We start from the raw sequence: 22928 nt of genomic DNA, 5'->3' as shown, positions 1-22928 counted from the left end.
CGAAGACACGCCTTTGCCGAAAGCGGGCATCCGCCTGTCGTTTGTGAACCACCGTTCAAAATCGATGGCGAGGCAAGGCCTCCGGAGCCGACTGCCCCACTGTACCGCGGCGTATCGGGCGGACATGTTCGGCGGGCGCGTGCGAGCGCTGCGGGCGGGGGGCTGGATGCAAGGGCTGGAAGCGGAGATCGAGCGGCTGCTCGCCCATCCGCGTTTCGATCATGCCGCGCATCGCCTGGCCCAGGGTTTCCTGGCGGTGCAAGCCGCCGCGCCCCGCCTGGCCTCGCAATTCTCGACGCAGCAACGCTGGCTGATGTCACACGCCGTCCTGTCGCATTATTTCCGCGGGCTTTCAGCCGGCCGGCCGGGATTGTCGCGGCGGGACTTCATCGAACAGACGCTCGCTCACGGGCTGGCGAGTCGGAATACCGCCACCGCCTTCTTCGTCGAGGCGCTGCAATATGGCCTGATCCAGCCCACGAGGGCGCATGCCGACTTCGTGCAGCCCGCACCGGCCACGCTGCAGGCACTCATCGAGTGGTATGCCATCCATCTGGCCGCGCGCGATTTCCTCGATGGCGGCGCCAGCGCGGCACGCCTGCGGGATGCAGGCGAGTCGATCTTGCTCCGGCTCGAGCCGGCCACGGCCGACGCCCTGCTCTCCTGCGAGGCGATCCGTACACCGCCGCCGAGCTATGGGGTGTTCGCCTCGGTGGATGAGGGCGGCAGCCTGATGGACCTCCTGATCGCCGGCATGGACATGACGGCGGCGCGCGATGCGGAAAGAGCGCCGTCGGACGTGACCTCGGTTTCGGCACTCGCCCGTCCGTTCAACCTCTCCCGGACACATGCCGGCCGAACCCTCGCAGAGGCGATCGCCATGGGCAGCATCGGCTGGAGCGGAGTGCCCGGTCGCTCGCCGATCTGGCTGTCGCGTGGCTTCCGCGACGAGTACGCGCGGTTCCAGGCCGCGAAGCTCGCGATCATCGGTACCGCTTTCGCGCAGGCCGTCGCTGCTATCGAGCCCGTTGGGCCCGGCCTTGTCGCCGCGGGAGCCGCTTACGAGATCGCGGAGAGCCCGACATGCTGAGCAGGGCGGAACCTGCGAACGCTCCGGGCCGCGCGATCGCCGAGCGCCTCGATGCCTTGCCGCTCTGCCGCCTGCGGCTCGCGCTGTTTTGCGTCCTGACGCTCGCGCTCTTTGCCGACATCGCCGAAGTCGCGCTCGGCAACGCGCTCGGGGCCGTGTTCCAGGCGCCGCCGCGCACCATGACGCAGGCCGAGCTGTCGCTGTTCCTCGCGGCGATCTTTGCTGGCGGTACCGTCGGAGCTCCGATCTTCGGCCTGCTCGGCGACCGGCTCGGCCGCCGCCTCGCGCTGCAGATGGCACTCGCCCTGATCGCGTTCGGCTCGCTCGGCGCAGCGGCAAGCCTTCACCCAGTCACCCTGATCGGCTTCCGCTTCCTGTCGGGCATCGGCATCGGAGCCTGCCCGCCGCTGATCGCTGCCTATATGGCCGATGTCATGCCGCCGCGCTGGCGGGGGATGCTGTCCTGCCTGTGCGCCGGCCTCGCCTTCCTCGGCGCACCGGCGATCATCTTCCTGATGCGCGCCACCTCGCCGACGGCCTGGGGCCTTGAAGGCTGGCGCTGGGCGCTCGGGTCCGGCGCTGTCCTCGCCCTCGTCGCCGCGGGCCTGCTCAGCCTACTTCCCGAATCGCCACGCTGGCTCGCCGCGGCCGGCCGCCTTGCCGAAGCCGAAGCCGCCTTGCGGCACTTCGGCAACGGTCGCTCGGCCACCCCCCTTGCATCCGCGTCCGGCCAGCCCGCGCTGACCGCGCCGGGCTCCGGCGATGTCGAACGGCGACTGCTCCTGCTCTGCTGCCTCTACGCACTCGCCCCCTGGGCGACGATCGGCTTTCCGCTGATGAGCGGGGCGGTGATGGTGGCCAAGCAGTTCAGCATCGGCGATTCCGTCGTCGCGGCCGGCCTGATCATGTTCGGCCCGGCGCTGGGCAACCTTCTCGTCGCGCCGGTCATCGACAGGATCGGCCGCAAAGCCAGCCTGGTCTGCGCCGCATGGGCAATGGCCGCACTCGGCCTGGCCTTCGCGGCGGCCACCAGCTTCCTTCCCCTGGTCGCCATCGGCGTCGCCTTTGCGCTGGCGAGCGCCATCTATGCCAGCGTTCTCGCCGTCTACGCCGCCGAGATCATCCCGACCGAGCTGCGAGCCTCGCGGACCTCCATGGCCTGGGGGCTGGGCCGCTTCGTTTCGATCTTCGTGCCCTTGGTCTTCTTCGCGCTCATCCAGGAAGTCGGGATCTGGAGCATGTTCGGATTAATCTCAGGCGCCTTGAGTTTCAGCGCCCTCCTGATCGTGGTCATCGGACCGCAAGGACGATCGCGGCAGGCGGTCGCCTGAGCGGGCGGATGTCGGCCACGCTGCGTCCGACGTGAACAGCCGTTCGCATCCGGCCCGTAGGGCCTTGATCCAAAGGGTTAATTCCGCAGGATCGATGTGACCATTTTTGACTCTCATATTGCGCACTTACGAGCAATTTGAGAAATTTCTGCATTCCAATCTCGGCGATCCTTCGCCGGGCGGGGGAGTCGTCGCGGCGCGAAACGCCAGCGACGCGATCGGGTTGGGGGCGTAACGACAGTGCGAACGCGATTTGGGATCCTGGGCGCGGCTCTTGCCATGGGCGCGGCTTCCGCTGCCGCGCAGCCGGCGGCACCGAAGCCCGCCGGCCAGACCGCACCAGCGGCCGCGCCCGCCGTCCAGCCAGTCTCGACGGAACCCAGCAGCACCACCGCGAGCTTCGCCGACTGGGTGCTGCGCTGCCAGCGCGTTTCCGAAGCCGCGAAGGCGAGCCGCGTCTGCGAGGTCGCGCAGATCCTGCAGAGCCAGGGGCAGCAGGCGCCGATCGCCCAGATCGCCATCGGCCGCGCCACCGCGGGCGAGCCGCTGCGCGTCACTGCGGTGATGCCGGTCAGCGTCACCTTCCCGAGCGTGGTTCAGATCGCCATGGGCGAGAAGGATGCAAAGCCGCTCGAGCTCGGCTGGCGGCGCTGCATTCCGAGCGGCTGCTTCGCCGACGCGCTGCTCGGCGACGATGTCGTCAAGCAATGGCGCAAGGCCACCGAAGCCGGCCGGATCGTCTTCAAGGACGCGGCGGGGCGCGATCTCGCCTTGCCCTTGTCCGTCCGCGGCCTCGATCAGGCCATCGAAGCGCTCGCCAAGGAACGGCTCTGACCATGGCCCGGCGTCGCGCAGCCCGCTCTCAGACCGGCGCCCAAATGGGTGGGTCAGCGCTGCGCTATATGGCGACGCCCGTCCATCGCTCCGCTCTCGCCCCGCTGCGCCAGCGCTGCCTCGTCGGCCAGGCGATGGCGCTCGCGCTCTGGAACGCGCCCGCCTTCGCCCAGAACGTCATCACGCCGGACGGACGCACGCAGACCAATGTCGCGGTCAGCGGCAGCACGACGACGATCACGACAAAGACGATTTCGGGCGGCGCCGGCTACAACTCGTTCTCGCGCTTCGAGCAGGGCGCCGGCTCGACCGTCAACATGCATCTGCCACAAGGCACCGGCGCGCTGGTCAATATCGTCCGCGACGGGCCGGTGGTCATCAACGGCATCCTGAATTCCTACCGGAACGGCCAGATCGGCGGCCATGTCTACTTCTCGGATTCGGCCGGTTTCACCGTCGGGCCGAGCGGCGTCATCAACACCGGCCGGCTGACGGTCAACACGCCGACGCGCGAATTCCTCGACCAGGTCGTCGGCCCTGACGGCATTGTCAACGAGACGATGGCGGCCCGGCTGAGAGCCAATGACGTGCCGATCTCGCCCGATGGCAAGATCACCATCGACGGTGCGATCAATGCGCGCCGCGGCGTTTCGCTGAACGGACATTCGGTCAGCGTCGCCGGGCAAATCAAGGCGAATGCCGCCCCTGTCGACATCGCCGAGCGGCGCGAGCGGCACCGCACCGCCTTCTCACAGAGCGTCAACACAGCCGGCATCCGGCATGGCGCGGCCATGGTCGCGCGCAAGGGCGGCGGCATCGAGATCCTCGCGGCCGGCACGGTCAGCGTCTCCGGGCAGCTCAGCGCCAACGCCACGGCGCGGCGCGTTGCCGGTACCGTCGCCATCCGCTCGGGCAAGGGCACCACGATCGCGTCGACGGCGAGGATCATCGCGACGGGCACTGCTCCCGCTCCACGTCCGGCCGGCGCGACACCCACAGCCGCCGTCAACACCGGCGATGGCGGCAAGGTCTCGATTACATCCGACGCGGCGATCACGATCGCTCGCGGCGCGACGATCGATGTCAGCGCGGCTCGTGACGTTGCTGGCAAGGCCGGGGCGGCGATCGTCTTCGCTGGCACCAATCTCGATGTCGCCTCGGGCGCCCTGTTCCGCGGCAAGGCCGGCACCAGCGGCGACGGCGCATTCCTCGAGCTCAGCGCCAAGCAGACCGTCACGCTCGGCGCGATCGACGTCGACCTCTCGGCCCGCAACGGCAAGGCCGGCCTGCTCTATATCGACCCGACCGATATCGTGATCGGCACCGGTGGCAGCGCCAACATGATCACCAACGGCACGAATGTGTCGCTGGAGGCGACCAACAGCATCACCATCCTCGGCGATGGGATCATCGACACCCGCAATTTCAATCGCAACGCCAATGGCGGCGAGCTGTCGGCGGGCAATCCCAGCCTCGGCAACTCCGGCAACATCACGCTGGAGGCGCGGCAGATCACCGTCTCCGGCCAGTTGCTGGCTGGCGTCAGCGCCGGCAGCGGCTATACGGCCGGCGATGTCACGCTGATCGCGAGCGCCACCGACAGGCGCAATTCCGGCAAGGCGACGGCCGATGCGACCATCGACATCTACGGCACGATCACCGGCCGCGACGTCAAGCTCATGGCGGATGCGACCGGCGTCTCCTCCTTCATCAATCCCGGCCCCGGCATCGCGCTGTTCGCCGGGCTGACCAACCTCTCCATCCTGACCGGCCTCAATGGCGGCTATGTCGCTAGCGACATCACCGCCCGGATCTCGGTCAGGAATGGCGCTTCGATCACCGCGACGCGTGACATCGTCATCAGCGCGACCGGCTCGCAGGAAGCGACGCTGCCGTCGATCTCGGTTACGGCGCTGTCGCCGGCGGCGATGGCGGTGACCTATGCCGAGCTGAAGGCGCGGGTGACCGCCGAGGTCGAGTCGGGGGCGTCGCTGACGATCGGCCGCAATCTGACGGTCGAGGCGAAGAACGAGGCGACACTGGGCGCGACGGCGCTTGCGATGTCCGCGGGGCAGACCCTTGCGGACCTAGCATTGGCGGTCGGCACCGCGGATATCGAGACCAAGGCGATCGTCAGTTCCGGAGCGACCGTCACGCTGTCGTCCTCGCTGAGCAATGTCCGGGTTTCGGCGATCAACGAGAACGCGTTCTCGACTTCGGCCACCGCGATGTCGGTCAGCGGCGGCATGGTCGGCCTGTCCCTGGCCTATTCCGATATCAAAGCGAGCGCCGAGGCGAGGCTCGGGGCTTCGCTCGGCGGCAGCGGCAACCGTGTCGGCACCGTCATGGTCGAAGCGCTGTCGGACACCAGCAAGAACTCGACCTCCTCGGCCGTGACGCTCGGCGAAAATATGCTGCTCGGCCTCGTCGGCGTTGCGGGCGGCGCCAACGAGGTGTTCGGGCCGCTGATGTCCCGGCTCGGCTCGCGCGAGATCGGCAAGTTCGGCAGCTCAATCACCCTGGCGAAGAGCGATCTCTCGGCGATCGCCTCGATCGCAGCCGATCCCGGCGACACCGCCCCGACGATATACGCGACCAAGACGGCGGTGGTCAGCGATGTCCGTGACTTTGCGGTCCGCGTCGCCGCCGATTCTGGCCTCAGTTCGAACTCGAAGAACCCGACCGCCGTCAATCCGGAAGCGCTGGTCGCGATCTCGGCCGGCGTCGTCTACGGCGATTTCCGCCATACCTCGCGCGCCTCGATCGGCGCCGGCGTCACCGTCGACTCCGACCGCATCGGCGTCTCCGCAACGACGGCTGTTCCGATCGCCAACACCTGGACCAACTGGGCTGGCTTTGGTGAAACGCTGTCGCATCTGAACGGCACCTTCGGCGTCGCCGGCAACATCCTGACGAGCTATGCCAGCGCCACCTCGGAATCGAGCCAGCTCGGCCTCGCCGGCGCCGTCAGCTACTACAAGATCGCCAATGAGACCGAGGCTTATGTCGGCCCCGGCGCGCGCCTGCGCCAGAACAACGGACTCGGCTCCTGGAATGTCGCGCTCGGCACGGGTGCACTGCAGAGTTTCGACAAGGTCGTCACCATCGCCGCCAGCACGAAGACGGAAACGATCGACGTCGCCGGCAATTACGGCATCTTCTCCGGCACCGGCACCTCGGGTGGCGCCGGCTCGGCGGTCGGCGGCTCCTATATGGACCTCCAGCGCGACAGCCGTACCGTCGCCGCCGTCGGCGCCGGGGTCACGATCACCGCGCTCGAACTCGCGGTCACGGCGAAGACCGAAGACAAGATCTTCGCGCTCGCCCCGACCTCGGGCAAGGCAGCCGGCGATTTTGCCGCCAACGGCATGGTCGCGCTGGTCGGCATCGACAACCAGACGCTCGCCTCGATCAGCAACCAGGCGACGATCGACGTCACCTCGATCGATATCAACGCCCGCCAGTTCGTCTCGCTCTTCGCGCTGACCGGCGCCGTCACCTATGGCGGCGCCAATTCCGTCGGTATTTCGGTCGCCGCGCTCGATAGCGCCGCGGTGACGCGGGCCTATGTCGGCAACAACTCAGCCGACCTGTCGGATAACCGGCTCGGCAGCGGCTATGCACGCGGGCTGATCACGGCGCGCTCGCTCGATGTCGAGGCAGTGACCGACGGGCGGATGCTGGTCGCCTCGCTCGCCGCAGCGATCTCCGACCCCAACGCCTCCAAGCTCAGCTTCTTCAAGGGCATCGCCGCCGAAGGCAAGACCGATGCGGCGGTGCTGCGTTCCGGCGCCGGCAGCAGCATCAGCCTGACCGCGGCCGGCAGCGCCGCCGTCGCCACGACGACGCTCGGCACCTCCGCCTGGATCGACGGCGCGGCCGTCATCGGCAAGGACAACGGCGTCGTCAACACCGATGTCGCGGCGACGAACGCCACCATCGCCGAAGTCGCCTCCGGCTCGGCAGCGCTCAACCTGACCGGAGCCTCGAGCCCACTCAGCGGCGCGCTCTCCGGCGCGGTGGCGATCGGCGCCTTCGACAACACCACCGATGCGCGCATCGCCGATGCGATCATCACCAGGGCGGGCGACACCTTCGTGCAGGCGCTCGCCGGCGGACGCCAGACCGTGGTCGGCATCAGTATCGCCATGGCCCGCCCCAACAGCGGCGCCGCCGCCGTCTCGGCCGCCATCGGCGTCATCACCGACAGCGTCAGCGCCCAGATCCGCAATTCGGCGATCGCCGGCCTCTCCGGTGCTTCCACCGGCAACGACGTCGTGGTCAACGCCTATCGCTCGACCGATATCGGCATCGGCGGCGGCGCAGCCTATGCCGGCGCGCAGGCCGGTCTCGGCGTCGCGCTGACCTACACATCGATCGGCGATCCATCCGGCCGGGACGCGGTCTCGGCGCTGATCACGGACACCTCCCTCACTGCGGTCGACAAACTGACCGTCGCGGCACGGACCTCAAGCCGCATCGTCTCGAGCGCCATCGCCGGCGGCTTCGGACCCGATTCGAATGGTCTGGCCGGCGCCATCGTCATCAACGAGGTCAGCCCGACGACGCGCGCGGCCGTGACGGACACCGCCGGCGCTCCGTCGCGCATCGCGATGGATGGCGATGTGCTCGTCGTCGCAGACAGCGGCAAGGACAGCTCGCTCGATGCAGCCTTGGCGAGCCGGCTGGCCAATACCGACCCCGGGCAGATCGACTTCAGCGGCCGCTCCACGAACGCGGACGAGGCGGCGAATCCGGTTGGAGCGTCGATCATCGCCGTTGCCGGCGCAGTCCAGGCCGGCAAGAACAACCTCGGTTTCTCCTTCCTCAGCAATACGATCAGCCAGTCGCACATCGCGCTCATCGAGAATGTCGAGCTGACGAGCTCGACGGCGGTGACCGTACGTGCGCAGGACGGCTCGCTGATCACGGCCGTGGCGGTCGGCCTCGGGGTCGCGAGCGGCCAGTTCGCCGGCGTCGCCTCGGTCGCGCAGCAGACGATCGACGCCGTCGTCAGCGCCCGCATCAGCGGCGGCAGCATCATCAGCCGCGACGTCTCGGTCCAGGCGCAGGCGGCGTCGACGATCGAGGGCAGGGCTGGCACGCTCGCCATCGGCATCGGCGCTGCCGCTGTCGGCCTTTCGATCGTCGAGAGCAGCATCGCTAATGATGTCGCGGCCGAGATCGACGGAACAAATATCCGCGCAACTCGTGACGTCATCGTCACCGCCGGCTCGACTGCGACGATCGACACGACCGCCATCGGCCTCGCCATGTCGCGCAATGTCGGCCTTGCCGGCTCGGTCGCCAACAACAGCGTCGCCAACGATGTCGGCGCGACGATCACCGACGCCGACATCATCTCCGGCAACAATCTCGGCGTGTTCGCAGGGAATACCGACCGGATCACGGTCTCTGCCGGCGCGCTCGGCGCCACCGCCGCATCGCCGGGCCTCGCCGGCGGCGTCTCGGTCGTCAACAACACGATCGGCGGTGCGACCACCGCTGCGATCGCAGGCAGCAGCGTCGATGCGCGCGCCGGCGGCACCGGCTCGCTGAGCTATGATGCCGGCCAGTTGCTCACCGCATTCGACCTCAGCACGGCCAACAGCCCAAGCGCTGCGCAGCCCTCGCTGGCGATGACGGCGCGCAGCATCCATGGCCTCGGGGTCGTCGCGACCTCGCAGCAGTCGGTGCTGGCGAATGCGGTCACCGGCGGCGTCGCCGCCTTCCCGGTCACCGGCGCGGTCGCGATCGTGCCGATCCGCAACGTGCTCGGCGGCAGCACCAGCGCCACGATCGATGCAAGCCAGGTCGACACCCGTCTGACCGGCACGGACAGCACCGCGGTCGCGGTCGAAGCCGCAAGCCATTCCTATGCCGCGACCTTCATCAATGTCGGCGCAATCGGCGGTGTCGCCGCCGCCGGAGCCAACACCAGCAACATCATGGAGCGCAGCACCAGGGCGGCGCTGACCAACTCGACCACCGGCACGACGACCCCGGGCTATACCGGCGGCGGCGTCAGCGCGCTCGACATCGCTGCGAACGCCTCGCAATCTGCCGCCAGCAATGTGACCGGTTTCGCCCTCGGCCTTGGCGGCGCCGCTGCGTTGGGCGTCGTCAACACCTTCGCGGCCTCGACGAGTGCCGCGCTCGACCAGGGCCTGGTCACCGCCGGGCGGGTCGGTGTCACCGCCGACAACCGCAACGGCTTCCACGCCCAGACGGTCGCAGTCGCTGCCGGCGGCGTCGCTGCCGGAAGCGCCTTCATCGTCGGCACCAGCAAGAATGCGACGCTGGCGACGATCGGCGGCGGCTCCGGCCAGACCGTGCTCAACCTCAATGGCGGCCTCGCCGTGGCGGCCACGAGCCGAAATGCCTTCACCACGCTGGCGGCGGGCGGCGCGGCCGGCGGCTTCGCCGGCGTCGCCGGCATGGTCAGCTTCGTCGATGTCGACAACGAGACACGGGCGGGGCTCTACGGCGCGCGGGTCACGACCCGGCCGGGCGCGACGCAGACCGTCGGTGGCGTCACCAGTGCGGCCGGTATCGGCGTCACCGCCTTCGAGGCGACGAGCATCACGCCGAAGACCGCCGCAGGGGCGAATGGTAGCTTCGGCGCCGGTGCGGCCGCCAATATCGCGAGCCTCGACAGCCAGGTCCAGGCCGATATCCAGGGCTCGATCCTGGTTGCGCCGGGCACGGTCGCGGCCTCCGCCACCTCCGAGCGCACCGTCAGCGCCGAGACGATCACCTATGGTATCGGCGGCTCGGCCGGCATCGGGGCTTCGGTCGCGCTGATCTCGGTCGGTACCGGGACGCCCTCCGCGGCGCAAGGCGAGCTCACCTCCGGCGGGGGCGGCACGCTGTCCCGCATCGGCCAGCTCACAGCTGGCAACAACGATCTCGTCCTCAGCACCGCCGGCCTCACCAGCTATCGCAATTATCGCGGAACGGCCGGCGCGGCGATGAGCGAGAGCGAGCTGCGCGACGCCGCTCAGACCGACTACAATCAGCTGCTGGCCAATGGCACGGTTTCCGGCGGCACGCTGACCTTGACCAGTGCTGGGGTTGTCGCGTTGCGCAGCTCCGCGGCGAGCGCGCTCGGCATCACCAATCCATCCGATACAGAGGTGCGCGACTGGGCCAGCGCCCGTTATGCGGCGTTCCAGAGCGGAGCGGTCGGTTATCTCCTCAGCGACTCCGGCGTCAGCGCCTATCGCGAGCGCGTGATCGCTGCGACGCCGGATGCGAGCGACGACCAGATCCGTAGCGCCGCCAACGATGCCTATGCCCGCCTGCTCGCCAATGGCACGGTCAGTAGCGGCGTTCTGACCCTGTCCACGGCAGGTATCAACGCCTATCGGGCGGAAGCCAACGCCAGCCTCGGCCGCACGGCGACGGACGCCGAGGTCCGCGACTACGCCGCCCAGCAATACGGCTTCTTCACCGCCAATCGCAGCCGCATCGCGGCGCCTGCAACGCAAAGCGCTGCCGCCCTGCTCGAAAGCACCGGCTCAGGCACCAGCGCCAGCGTCAGCGGCGGCAGCATCACGAGCGGCTCCGTCGCGGTTTCGGCTCTCTCGAAGACGACGACCAGCAACATCGCCAGCGGCGTCGGCGCCGGCGGCGCGGCCGGCGTCGGTGCGGCGACCGCCTATACCGATATCGGCGACAAGGTCTCGGCGAGCCTCGACCAGATCAGCGTCAACACCGGTTCGATCGCAGTTTCGGCGAGCTCGACCGATGGAACGGGGTCTGCCGCGCGTGTCGAAGCGCGCGCCGGCGCCGGCGGGCTCGCCGCTGCGGCGGGCGCCGCGGTGGCCGACGGCGCGATTTCCAACGAGGTCAAGGCGACGCTCGGCGGCACGCTGACGGTGACCGGCGCGACCACCGTCAACGCCAGCAACAGCCAGACCAGCCGGTCGGACGCGTTCGGCGCCACCGTGGCCGGCGGCCTGGCGCTCGGCATCTCGCTGGCGAAGAGCAGCGCCGAAAGCGAGGTCGAGGCGAAGTACGCAGGCGGCTCCAGCCTCACCGGCATTGGGCTGACCATTGGGGCGACCAGTACGGGTGCGGCCCATGCCGCCGCCGTCGCCGGCGCTGGCGGCCTGCTCGCCGCCGGATCGGGCGCCGAGGCCAAGGCGAGCGACACCACTAAAGTCACCGCCGTAGTCGGGGCCGGAGCGCGGGCGAATGTCGGCACCGGCACGATCACCGTGTCGGCGACCACCTCACCAGATGCGAAGGCCGCAGCCTTCGGTGTCGCGGTGGCGGGCGGTCTCGCCGTCGGCGCCGCCGTCGCAGAAGCAACGGTCGGCGCGACGGTCAGGTCCGAGATCGAGCGCAATGCCAGCCTGATCGCCAACCAGTTCACCGCCGGCCTGCTCTCGGTCACCGCGACCGGCTCGGTGTTCGGCACGGCCGCCGGTGATGCGGTGAGGCTGGCGGATGCGACCTCAGGCTTCGCGCGCGGCGGCTACTCCGCTGCCGCCTCGGCGGTTGCCGGCTCGGGCGCCTATTATGTCAGCGCCGTCGGCACCGATGCGAAGGCGCACAACACCACCTCCGTGACGGCCTCGCTCGGCGACTATATCGGCCTGTCGTCCGGCTCCGTCACCATCAGCGCGACGAACACCACACTGCAGGCCGCCAAGGCGACCGGCATCACCGTCGCCGGGACGGCGGCGATAGGCAGGATCAACGCCCAGGCCGACGCCGTGACGACGACGACGGCTTCGTTCGGGGCCTCCTCCACCATGGCCGGGAGCGGCACCGGCCGCTTCACCCTGACCGCAACCGGCGAAGACACGCAGATCGCCCGGGCCGAGGCCGGCAGCGGCGGCCTCTATGCCGGTTCCGGTGCAGAAGGCTCGACCTCCAACACCTCCGACGTGACCGTTCGGGTCGGCGCCAATGCAAATGTCCTGACCGGCCTCGCCGCGATAGGCGCCAGCCATTCGACGCGCTACGCTGCGCTCGTCGATAGCCTGCAGGCTGCCGCGCTCGGCGCCAGCGCGGCGCTCGCCCGCAACAACGCCGATGTCGACGTGCTGACCGAGCTCGGCGCCGGCGCCCGCATCACGGCCGCTGGCCCCGGCACGAATAATTGCTATCTGACGAGCTGCCTGCAGGCGATCGCGCTGACCAGCCGCAATGCCTTCATCCAGCTCGAGCGGGGGGATTCCGTGCGCGCGGCCGCAGGCGGCGGCATCAACGGCGCCGGCGCCACCTCGCGGACGGAGATCGACGGCACCTCCAAGGTGGAGCTCAAGGACGGAGTCGTCCTGATCGGCGGCACGAGCCCGACCGCCGCGCCAGGATCGATCCTGGTACAGGCCTGGAGCGAGCTTTTCGGCGACGACACTGCGACCCTGACCACCGGCGGCCTGCTGCAGGGCGCCGGCGTGTCGGCGCGCTACCGCGCCGGCTCCGCCCAGAATCCGCTCACGAACACTGTGAAGCTCGGCAACAACGTCGTCCTCAACTCCTTCGGCGTCATCAACCTCGGCACCTATACGCTCGCCGACGTCACGGCGAACGCCTATGTCAGCACTTACGGGCTGGCGGGCGTCGGGCTCGCCGATGCAGACGTCACCATCCGCACCGACAACAAGGTTCTGATCGGCACGAATTCCGAACTGCTCGGCCTCTACGACGTCAACGTCACCGCCGGCCGCGACGGCTCCGATGCGCGCAGGACCACGCTCTCCGGCACGGCGAATGCGCTAGGCTATGTCCGCGGCCTCATCGCGGTCCCCGATGCCGACGCCTCGACCGACCTGCAGCACCATGCCCGTGTCGAGGTCGGCAGCGGCACCAAGATCTCCAGCGCCCAGAACGTCACCCTCGGTGCCTATGACGGCACCCTCGACGCCGAGGCCGACGGCACCGGCCATGGCTACCAGCTCTATTTCATCCCGGTCACGACCGGTTCGAGCAGTCCGGGCCGCTCGTCGAGCTCGACCCTGGTGATGAACGGCACCGCGACGGCCGGCATCTACAACACCCAGCGCATCGAGATCGGCTGCGGCGTCAACGCCTCGGTCCAGTGCGGCCCGAACGAGTCTCCGACGATCCGCTTCGTCGACGGTGCGCCGGTGACCGCCAGCCTCACGTCAGCCTTCGACCCCGTCGCCTATATCAATGCACGCTATGAAGCCGCGGTCGCCAGCACGCTGATCTCCGGCGTCAATGCGGGCCCGGTCACGGCGGTCAGGCTCAGCCAGCTCTACGCTGCCGGCGGCAACGTCACCGTCAGTGCCGGCACGGTTCAGGGCAACGGCTCCCTCGTCGCCAAGGGCGGGCCATCGATCACGGTGATCAACCGCAGCAACGCCTATCTCGTGCTCGACGGCGGCGCCTATATCCCGCAGTCGAGCGGGGGGCAGATCATCGGCTCCACCGGGACATTGGCGCGCAGCGCGAACCCCGACGCGACGCCCTCGATCATCATCGACAACGCCTATAGCGGTTCGCTCGGCATCGGCGACAAGGGGCCCGCGCTGCTGATCGGCAGCGACATCACCAATCTCGGCGGCCTGGTCTCGATCAACAACACGCTGGGCTCGTTCGGCTTCTCAGGCCAGCGCATCGATTCGCTGCAGTTCAACCTCACCGTGCCGAACGGTGTGGTCGCGGTGTCCTCAAACGGGCCGAACGGCATGTTCAATGCCGGCGGCTCGCCGCAGGGGGAGTACGATGGCGCGATCTACTATCCCGGCGGCGGGCCGGGGTCGGGCTCGTTCGACGTCAACCAGGCGGTCATCGCCGCGGCCAACGCGCTCGCGGCTGCAGCCGGCTACGGCAACAACATCAACTACTTCCTCTATGGCAGGCAGGACGAGGGCGCGACCCGCAACTGGTCACTGCAGTTCTTCGGCAACTGCGCCGGCTATATCGCCAACTCCGGCGCCAACTGCACCGGCGACTACAATATGGGCCGGGGCATCAATTTCTACGCGCTGCCGACGATCCCGACCTATCGCGAGAGCAATCCAACCGTGGCGGGCAGCGCCCCCAAGATCTTTGGCGCCCAGGTCGCGATCAAGGCGACGACGATCAACATCAACGCCTCGATCGAGGCGGGGCGGATCACCAACTGGTCGGGAACGGTCGATGCCGGCATGGCCGCCAGCCTGCGGGCTTCGCGCCAGGACTACCTCCGTGACGGCTATGTGCATGTCAGTCTCAAGCAGGCCCTCGGCGGCACCTGGGCGAATAACGGCGCGGCGCCGCTTTACTACGATCTCGCCAACGACCGGCTGGTGCTCTACGACGTCAATGCCTCCTCGGGCGGCGGCTCGGTGCTGCTCGATGGCCAGATCATCAGCACCAACACGCTCGGCTCCATCAAGATCAATGGTGGCTTCGGCGATGTCAGCCTGAACAACACCTCCGGGCTCGACCTCGTCGTCAACCGCGTCAACACCGGCACCGGCGTCGGCGTCGCCGCGAGCGTCAGCAAGATCACCATCATCGACCGGCTCATCACCTCCGGGCCGAACACGACGATCTATGCCTACACGCCCGGCTCGGGCATCGCGGAATACAAGACGCATAATGGCGCGCAGCCGATCCTGAGCGGCCCCGGCGCCACAACTCCCTTCCGTTTCATCGCCGGCGACACGACCCGGCACGAGACCGTTGCCGGCACCCGCTACGAGTGGACACAGCAGGCCCTGCTGCAGAAGGAGGGCCTGACCGTCGACAACCGTAATCAGGCGAATATTCCGGGCGTCTACTGGCGCTTCGATTCCGGCACCTCGAGCAATCCCTGGGTCTATGTCGACGCCCAGTCGCCGAGCACCAATCCAGGGGCGGATCCGAGATACTGGTGGTCACGCAATGCGCAGTCGCCGAGCGCGGAGTCGGTGTCGGGCCGGGTGGTGACGGGCAAAACCAACCTCACCCATGTCGGGATGACGCAGGAGATCACCGGCGGCCATCTCGACTTCATCCACAACTCCGCGAGCTATGGCGGCTGCAACGGCCAGGCGATCAACCACTGCGACTACGACTTCGTCGCCCAGCCCGGCGCCTCGCAGGCGACATGGGACTACAACTACGCGACCCGGGCCTTCGTCCAGATCACGACCTCGGTGAAGGCCGACAACCCGTTCGCGATCAGCTTCGCCGGCAATGCGGCGGGCCGAGTCAACATCACCTCGAACAGCTCGGTCCTGCAGAACGGCACCATCGTCAATCCGAGCGGCACGACGACGATCACCGCCTCGGGCGGCAGCTTCACCCAGACGAACAACGCCACGATCCTCAGCAACAACCTGAACCTGAGCGCACGCGACTCGATCGGCACCCAAGCAACCGCGATCAAGGCGACGCTGACCCAGGGCGCGCAGCTCAACGCCACGGCCGGCAGCGGCGGCATCAATCTCGACATCACCGGCAGCGCCCGGGTCGTAGCCCTGCGCGCCGACCAGAATCCGGGCGGCGGCTACGGCAACATCAATGTGCGCGCCACCGGCAGCCTCGAAACCGTGGCGACGGGGTCGACCAATATCGTCGGCCGCAACATCACGCTGGTGAGCGACGAGGGCGGCATCGGCTCGCTCTCGAACCTGATGACGATGCGCGCGGTCGCGACGCAGCTGCCGAATGGCAGTCAGGTCGACGGCGTCGTCAACCTCACCGCCCGCAGCGACATCGGTATCGCCCAGGTCGCCGGCGACCTACGCGTCGGGCAGATCGAAAGCAAGACCGGCGATGTGCGCATCGACGTCAGTGCCGGCAGGCTCGTCTCGGCCTCGGGCCAGACGGCGGCGCAGGCGCTCAGCGCCGAGCAGCTCTCGAAGGTCTCCCGCGCGCTCAAGCTCACCGCGGCGGAGGGCGCCGATGCTGCGGCCCTGGCCAGCATCACCACCTTCGAGAAGCAGGTCACACAGAGCTATGCGCAATATTCCGCGCTGATCCGCAATGGCAGCGTCGTCCTCGAAGACACCAATAATGACGGCGTCATGGAGCGCGTTTTCAAGCTCGATACCGCTGCCATCGCGCTCTACCAGGCCTTTGCCGATCAGGAGCTCAAGAGCATGGCGGCGCCCGGCGCAGTCGTGCCCGCGGCGACCGCCGATCAAGTCAAAGCCTATGCCGCCAGGCGCTATGCCGCTTACGGCAGCGTCTTCGAATCCGCCTATGGCAGCGAGTGGGCGGAACAGGCACGCTTCAAGCCGGCGACGCTCGAAAGCAATTACAGCTTCAACGTGAACGGAGCAGGCGTCGCACCGGGGCTTGCCAACCGCATCGCGGGCGACGCGGTCTGGACCGAGCGGCAGCTCGTCTCGGCGATCAACACTTCAGCGCTGCAGCCGGACCCGGGCGTCGTCGGCAATGGCCGGGCGCTGGTCATCGGCCACGACGTCACCCTCAACACCGCCGGCAGCATCGGCTCGCTCGCCCCGGATGTGCAGGTCGCGCTGGCGGATATCCGCAGCGGCGCGGTCTCCAACACCCAGCTCGCCGCGCTTGCGGTCGCGACCACCCCAGGGACGGTCAAGCTCGTCGGACAAAGGCAGGATGGCAGCCTCGTCGACGTTACCGATCTCAACAACGTCCCGACCGGCGTCACGCTCACCCGCGTCGACGTCAAGCAGACTGCTCCGCTCTTCATCAACGCGACCGGGACCTTCTCCGCCTCGGCACAGGGCGACGTCTACGTCCAGGCGACCGGGGCGCCGAACTCGGCCGGCGGCACGCTGACGGTCGGGCGCATCACGGCGACCGGCACAGTCAGCCTGCAGGCGCCGCAGGGGATCGTCGTCGGCACGCAGCCGGACGGAACGACGCCACGCAGCCCGGTGCAGATCCAGACCAATGGCGACCTGATCCTGGTCGCGGGCGGCGGCGGCATCGGCTCCGCCGCGACGGCTCTGACCTACCAGATTGGTGGCAGGCTGGTTTCCGCCTCGGCCGCGGCCGGCGATGCCTATCTCGTCGCCAATGCCGGCAATGCCGAGATCGGCCGCATCTTCGCATCGGGCACGGCCTCGCTGACGGCGCGCGCCGGCGGCATCCAGGGCTATCTGCCGGGCGTCGCGATCTCGGCGAGTTCGATCCAGCTCAACGCCACCGGCAATGTCGGCTCCGCCTCGGCCGCGCTCGGCCTGCGGGTCGGCGCCACCGGCGAGATCTCCGGCACCGTCGGCGGCTCCGCCTGGCTCTCCGGCCCGACCGTGGCCGGCCAGACGCCGACCGTCTTCCGCATCGGCGAGCTGGCGGCCACCAACGGGCTCGACATCGTCGCCGATGGCGAGATCGATGTCCTGCGCTCCGCGCGCTCCAGCGCCGGTGCGGCCTCACTGATCGGCGCCAGGATCACCATGGCTGCTGGCGCCGAGATCAGCGCCGCGGGCCGCGTCAGCCTTGCCTCTGATAGCGCCATCGTGTTCGGCAAGGTCTCCAGTGCGCTCGCCGCTCCGGCCGGCAGCGCCTCGATCGCCTTGACCGCGGCCGGCACGATCATCGGCAATGGCGACAGCGGCGCGCTGCTCGATGCCTCCCAGGCCGGCGGCGCGATCTCGCTCTACGCCGGAGCCGGCATCGGCACGGAAACCGAAGCGCTGGCCTTCGCCGCCCCCACGATCTCGGCGCGCAGCCTTCGCGGCGACGTCCGTCTTACGACGGCCGGCGCCACTCACGCGACCAGCCTCACCGCGGATGCAGGCGCCCTCGCCCTCAGCGCCGCCGGCAACCTCACATTCGATGCTGTGACGAGCAGCGCAGGCACACAGCTCTCGACCAGTAATGGCAGCCTGACGCTCGGAACCCTGACCGCAGGCGCAGACAGCTCGGTCGCAGCGAGCGGAACCGTCACGATCGCGTCCGCCACGACGACGGCAGGCGATCTTGCCATCACCTCGACCGGCGCCGGCATCGGCGCGACCAGCATCACCGCCGCCGGAGACGCAACACTGACCGCCGCGACTTCCGTCTCGGTGACGAATGGCCTGACGGTCGGTGGCGCAGCCACCGTCACCGCCAGCGGCGGGACACTCGGCCTCGGCAGCCTGAGCGCTGGCGCGAACTCCTCGCTCGTGGCTTCGGGCGCGGTCACGCTCGGCACCGCCACGACGACCGCAGGCGATCTTTCGGTCACCTCGACCGGTGCCGGCATCAGTGCGACGAGCATCGATGCCGCCGGCGCCGCGACGCTGACCGCCTCCACGTCGATCGTCGTGACGAACGCGCTGGCGGCCGGCGGCGCGGCGGAAGCCGCTGCAAATGGCGGAGCGCTCGACCTCGGCAGCCTGAACGCGGGTGGGAGCTCGTCGCTGACAGCCTCGGGCCAAGTCACGCTCGGCAGTGCCACGACGACTGGCGATCTTTCGATCGCCTCGACCGGCGCCGGTATCACCGCGACCAGCGTCGATGTCGCGGGCAGTGCAACGCTGACAGCGGCGACTTCGATCGAGGTCACAAGCGATGTGACAGCGGGCGGCTCGGCGACCCTCACCGCCAACGGCGGAACCCTCGACCTCGGCGGCCTGAGCGCGGGCGCGACCTCCTCGCTCACCGCGTCGGGGTCGGTCACACTCGGCTCGGCCACGACGACCGCAGGCGATCTCTCAGTCACCTCGACGGGTGCCGGCATCACCGCCACCAGCGTCGATGCGGCCGGCAGCGCGACGCTGACCGCCGCAACCTCGATCGCGGTCACGAGCAATGTGACTGCCGGCGGAGCCGCTACCCTCACCGCCAACGGCGGGACCCTCGACCTCGGCGGCCTGAGCGCGGGCGCGACGTCGACCCTGACGGCATCCGGCGCGGTCACACTCGGAAGTGCCACCACGACGGCAGGCGATCTCTCGATCACCTCGACCGGCGCCGGCATCAGCGCAACCAGCGTCGATGCCGCCGACAGCGCGACACTGACCGCCGCGACCTCGATCGCCGTGACGAACGCTCTGACGGCGGGCGGCCCGGCTACCGTCACCGCCAGCGACGGGACGCTCGGCCTCGGCAGCCTGAGCGCGGGCGCGACCTCCTTGCTCACCGCTTCGGGGTCGGTCACACTCGGCTCGGCCACGACGACCGCAGGCGATCTTTCGGTCACCTCGACCAGCGCTGGTATCAGCGCGACCAGCGTCGATGCCGTCGGCAACGCTACACTGACCGCCGCCACTTTGATCGCCGTGACGAACAGCCTGACAGCGGGCGGTGCCGCGAATGTCACGGCCAATGGCGGGACACTCGCCATCGATGTGCTGAACGCGGGAGCTAACTCGTTCCTGTCCGCCTCGGATGCGGTCAGGCTCGGCACCGCCGCCACGACCGCAGGTGACCTCTCGGTCCGCTCGACCGGGGCGGACATCATCGCTGCGACCATCAACAGCGCCGGTGGCGTCGTCCTCGGGGCGGCGACCTCGCTCTCAATCACGGATGGCTTGACCGCCGGCCGCGGCGCCAGCCTCTCGGCCAGCGGCGGAACGCTTGCGGTCGATCATCTGACTGCCGGCGCCTCGTCAGCCCTGACGGCATCCGGCGCGGTCGCGCTCGGGACCGCCACGACGACGGCAGGCAATCTCTCGGTAACTTCGACCGGCGCCGGCATCAGCGCCGCGAGCATCGATACGGCAGGTGGCGCGACCCTGACTGCGGCGAGCTCGATCTCGGTGACGAGCGGCCTGACGGCAGGCGGCGCGGCGAGCCTCGCCGCCAATGGCGGGAGCCTGACGATCGACACGCTAACCGCTGCAAGCGCGGCCCTGTCGGCTACCAATGCGATCACCCTGGGCAACGCCAGGGCCGTGATTGGCGAGCTTTCTGCCAGGTCCGTCCGCGCCGGCATCACCGCGCTCACCATCGACGCAGCCGCGGCTGCGACGCTGCAAGGCGCGACCGACCTGTCGATCACGCGCCTCGCTTCCGGTGCTTCGGCTCAGCTCACGGCGGGCGGCCGGGTGGCGCTCGGCAGCCTGGGCGCGGAGCAAGACCTGTCGGTCACGGCTGGTGGTCGGATCGAGATCGGCGACGGGTCGGCGCGTTCCGGCGCGATCTCACTCGTTTCCCGAAATGCCGCCATCCAAGCCAATACGCTCGCGGCAGCCGGTTCGATCACCGGTTCGGCGGCCGGCGATCTCTCCGTCGGCATGGCGCGCAGCGGTGCGGACATCCAGCTCACCTCCTCGGCGGGCCTGATCCGCGGCGGAACGTTGACCGGCGGGCGTGATATCGGCCTGCAGGCGCGCGGCATCGTCTTCGACCTCGTCGATGCGGCACGCTCGGCCTCGCTCGTCGCCCAGACGGACATCATTGGCTCGCGGATCGTCACCAACGATGCGCTGGTGCTGCAGGCCGGCCGCAGCGGCCAGGGCTCGATCACGATCGACATCGGCGCGGCGCGCAACACCAATGCCAGCGCCGACGAGATCAGGTTCGGACGGTTCGGCGCGGGCGACAGCATTGTGATCCTGGGCACGCGGATCGCCGCCGACATTGTCCAGCTTCCCGGCGGGGCGGGATTGCCGCTGATGCTCGACATCGGCGGCTTGCGCGAGCGTACCGCCGAGAATGTCGACCTGCGCATCGACACGGAGCGTTTCCAGATCGGCCGCTTCGAGAGCGTCGACGGCGTGCTGACCACGACCTCGAACGAGTTCTCGATCGCCGAAGCCTTCGTCCCCGGCGCATTGCGCGTGGCGACGCCGATCATGACGATCCTCGCCAACAACCGCAGCCTTGCTCCGGTGCCGGGCTACGACGTCCAGATCTATCCGCGGGATAGGGGCTTCTCGTTGACGGTCAACGGCAAGCGGCTGGCGACGAGCGCTTTCATCGTCGGTGTCGACACCGACGTCGTCGACGCGCCGGAGGGCATGCAGCTTGGCCGCGATCTCGCCCGGCTCGGCGCGCTCTTCTCGAACGGGCCGTCCTTCGGCGAGATCGCGCGCGGCTTCGTGCTGGGCACGGATGGACGCTGGCGCCGCGCCGACACTATCGACGAGCCCGCCACGGTGGCCGGTACGGGCGTGCGGCCGAAGCCGCTCGTCAACCTCGCCGGTTTCGAGGAGCAGCCTTGATCCGCGTCGAACGCGCCGCCCGCCGTTTCATCCTGGTTCTCGGCGCGGGTTTCATGGCGGGGCCGGCGCTCGCGCAGGTCCTGCCGCAGACCCTGGAAAACGAGGCTGCACGCCAGCAACGCGAGATCGAGCGCCAGACCGCGCCGCAGCGCCAGCGCGGTCCGGGGGTAGTGGCACCGGCGCCGGGACCGAGGCTGGAGTTTCCAGCCGGCGGCGCGACCGTTCTGCTGACGCGGGTCGAGTTCGACGACTCCAGGTTTCTGAGCCCCGCCGAACTCGACACCATCCGTGAGCGCTATCTCGGCAAGACGGTCGACCTCGCCGCGATCGGCAGGCTCGTCCAGGAGGTCAACGACCTCTATGCCGCGAAGGGCCAGATCACGGCGAGCGCCGTGCTGCCGCCGCAGAAGCTCGACGGCGGCGTCCTCAAGGTCAAGCTGGTCGAAGGCCGCGTCGGCAAGGTCAGCATCGGTGGGGCGATCCAGACCTGGCCCTGGTATGTCCGCTCGCAGGTCCCGATCACGGAGGGAGAGGTCGTCGACGCGCCGGCGCTCAACCGCGAGGTCTCGATCTTCAACCGGCTCAACGAGCTACAGATCCGCGCCCAGCTCGCCGCAGGAGCGAGCTTCGGGCTGACGGATGTCGAACTCGGGCTGACGGAACCGCCACGCAACACGGCGCAGATCTCGTTCGACAATCAGGGTGTGCTCACCACCGGGCGCTATCAGGGCACCTTGTTCCTGCGTCACCACAATCTGCTCGGGATCGACGACAAGCTCATCCTCTACGGCTCGCGCTCGCGCGGCAGCGTCCTCGGCAGCGGCAGCTACACGATCCCGATCTCGCCCTGGGGCACGCGCCTCGGCGTGACCTATACGCGCTCGGCCTACCGCATCGTCGGCGGCCCGATCCGCGAACTGCATCCGGAGGGCATCTCGGAAAGCGGCTCGCTGACGCTGTCGCAGCCGATCTTCGCGACCGACACCATCCTGCTGCAGGCCACGGGCGCGCTCGGCCGCGGTCGCGGCCGCAGCAAGCTCCTCGACATCTCGACTGTCGACACCAATTACATCCGGAGCCAGGCCGGCGCCACACTGACCGTGAACCTGCCGAACCTCACCCACTCGACGAGCGTGAACTGGTCGCAGGTCGCGCATGACGACACGCTGGCCGGCACCAGGCGAAACTACACGATCTGGACCGGGAACACCGCCTCGCTCTGGCGCATCAGCGACAACATCTATGGCTCCTTCGTCGGCGCCGGGCAGTACACGACCGAGTCGCAGCTCCCAGGCGACCAGATCTACCAGATCGGCGGCCCGACCACGGTCCGCGGCTATCCGATCGGCAGCGCCTTCGGCAATTCGGGCTTCTACGGCCAGGCCGAATTGCACTATTCGCTGCCGGAGCCGCTAAAGCTCGAGAGCTTCGTCTTCCTCGACCACGGCCAGACCTATCTCAACGGCGGCGCGGCGACGCGCGCCACCTCGGTCGGAGCGGGCCTGATCTGGCGACCGCTCGAATGGGCCTCGCTCGAAGGCGGCGTCGGACGGCCGCTTCAGCGCGTCTCGGCGGCGCAGCGCGATGTCGAGCTCTATTTCCGGCTCACACTGCGCGCCAACATCTGATTTTTCT

5 protein-coding genes are annotated in these 22928 nt (G+C 68.9%); all 5 read left to right on the top strand.

Going from position 1 to position 22928, the window contains the following annotated elements; all coding sequences use genetic code 11:
* Positions 1 to 13: 13 nt before the first annotated feature.
* The 5 genes from ACQKLX_RS16280 (at position 14) to ACQKLX_RS16260 (ending at position 22921) form a co-directional block, all read left to right on the top strand.
* Entirely contained in the window at positions 14 to 1090 is a 1077-nt protein-coding gene (locus tag ACQKLX_RS16280) for a hypothetical protein (RefSeq protein WP_427362617.1), read from the top strand.
* Positions 1084 to 2421, top strand: a complete 1338-nt coding sequence (locus ACQKLX_RS16275) for an MFS transporter (RefSeq protein ID WP_427362616.1) — start codon at positions 1084 to 1086, stop codon at positions 2419 to 2421. The genes ACQKLX_RS16280 and ACQKLX_RS16275 overlap by 7 nt, the downstream gene beginning before the upstream one ends.
* Before the next feature lie 279 nt (positions 2422 to 2700).
* Complete coding sequence (locus ACQKLX_RS16270) at positions 2701 to 3255, top strand: invasion associated locus B family protein (RefSeq protein WP_427362615.1); 555 nt, start codon at positions 2701 to 2703, stop codon at positions 3253 to 3255.
* Positions 3256 to 3299: 44 nt separating this feature from the next.
* Positions 3300 to 21293 (top strand): leukotoxin LktA family filamentous adhesin, encoded by a 17994-nt coding sequence (locus ACQKLX_RS16265; RefSeq protein ID WP_427362614.1) that lies wholly within the window; start codon positions 3300 to 3302, stop codon positions 21291 to 21293.
* Complete coding sequence (locus tag ACQKLX_RS16260) at positions 21290 to 22921, top strand: ShlB/FhaC/HecB family hemolysin secretion/activation protein (protein ID WP_427362613.1); 1632 nt, start codon at positions 21290 to 21292, stop codon at positions 22919 to 22921. The genes ACQKLX_RS16265 and ACQKLX_RS16260 overlap by 4 nt, the downstream gene beginning before the upstream one ends.
* Positions 22922 to 22928: the final 7 nt, after the last annotated feature.

This window comes from Allobosea sp. NPDC003192 (genome assembly GCF_050275675.1).
GTDB lineage: Bacteria > Pseudomonadota > Alphaproteobacteria > Rhizobiales > Beijerinckiaceae > Allobosea.
This window is presented reverse-complemented; position numbering and strand designations above follow the sequence as displayed.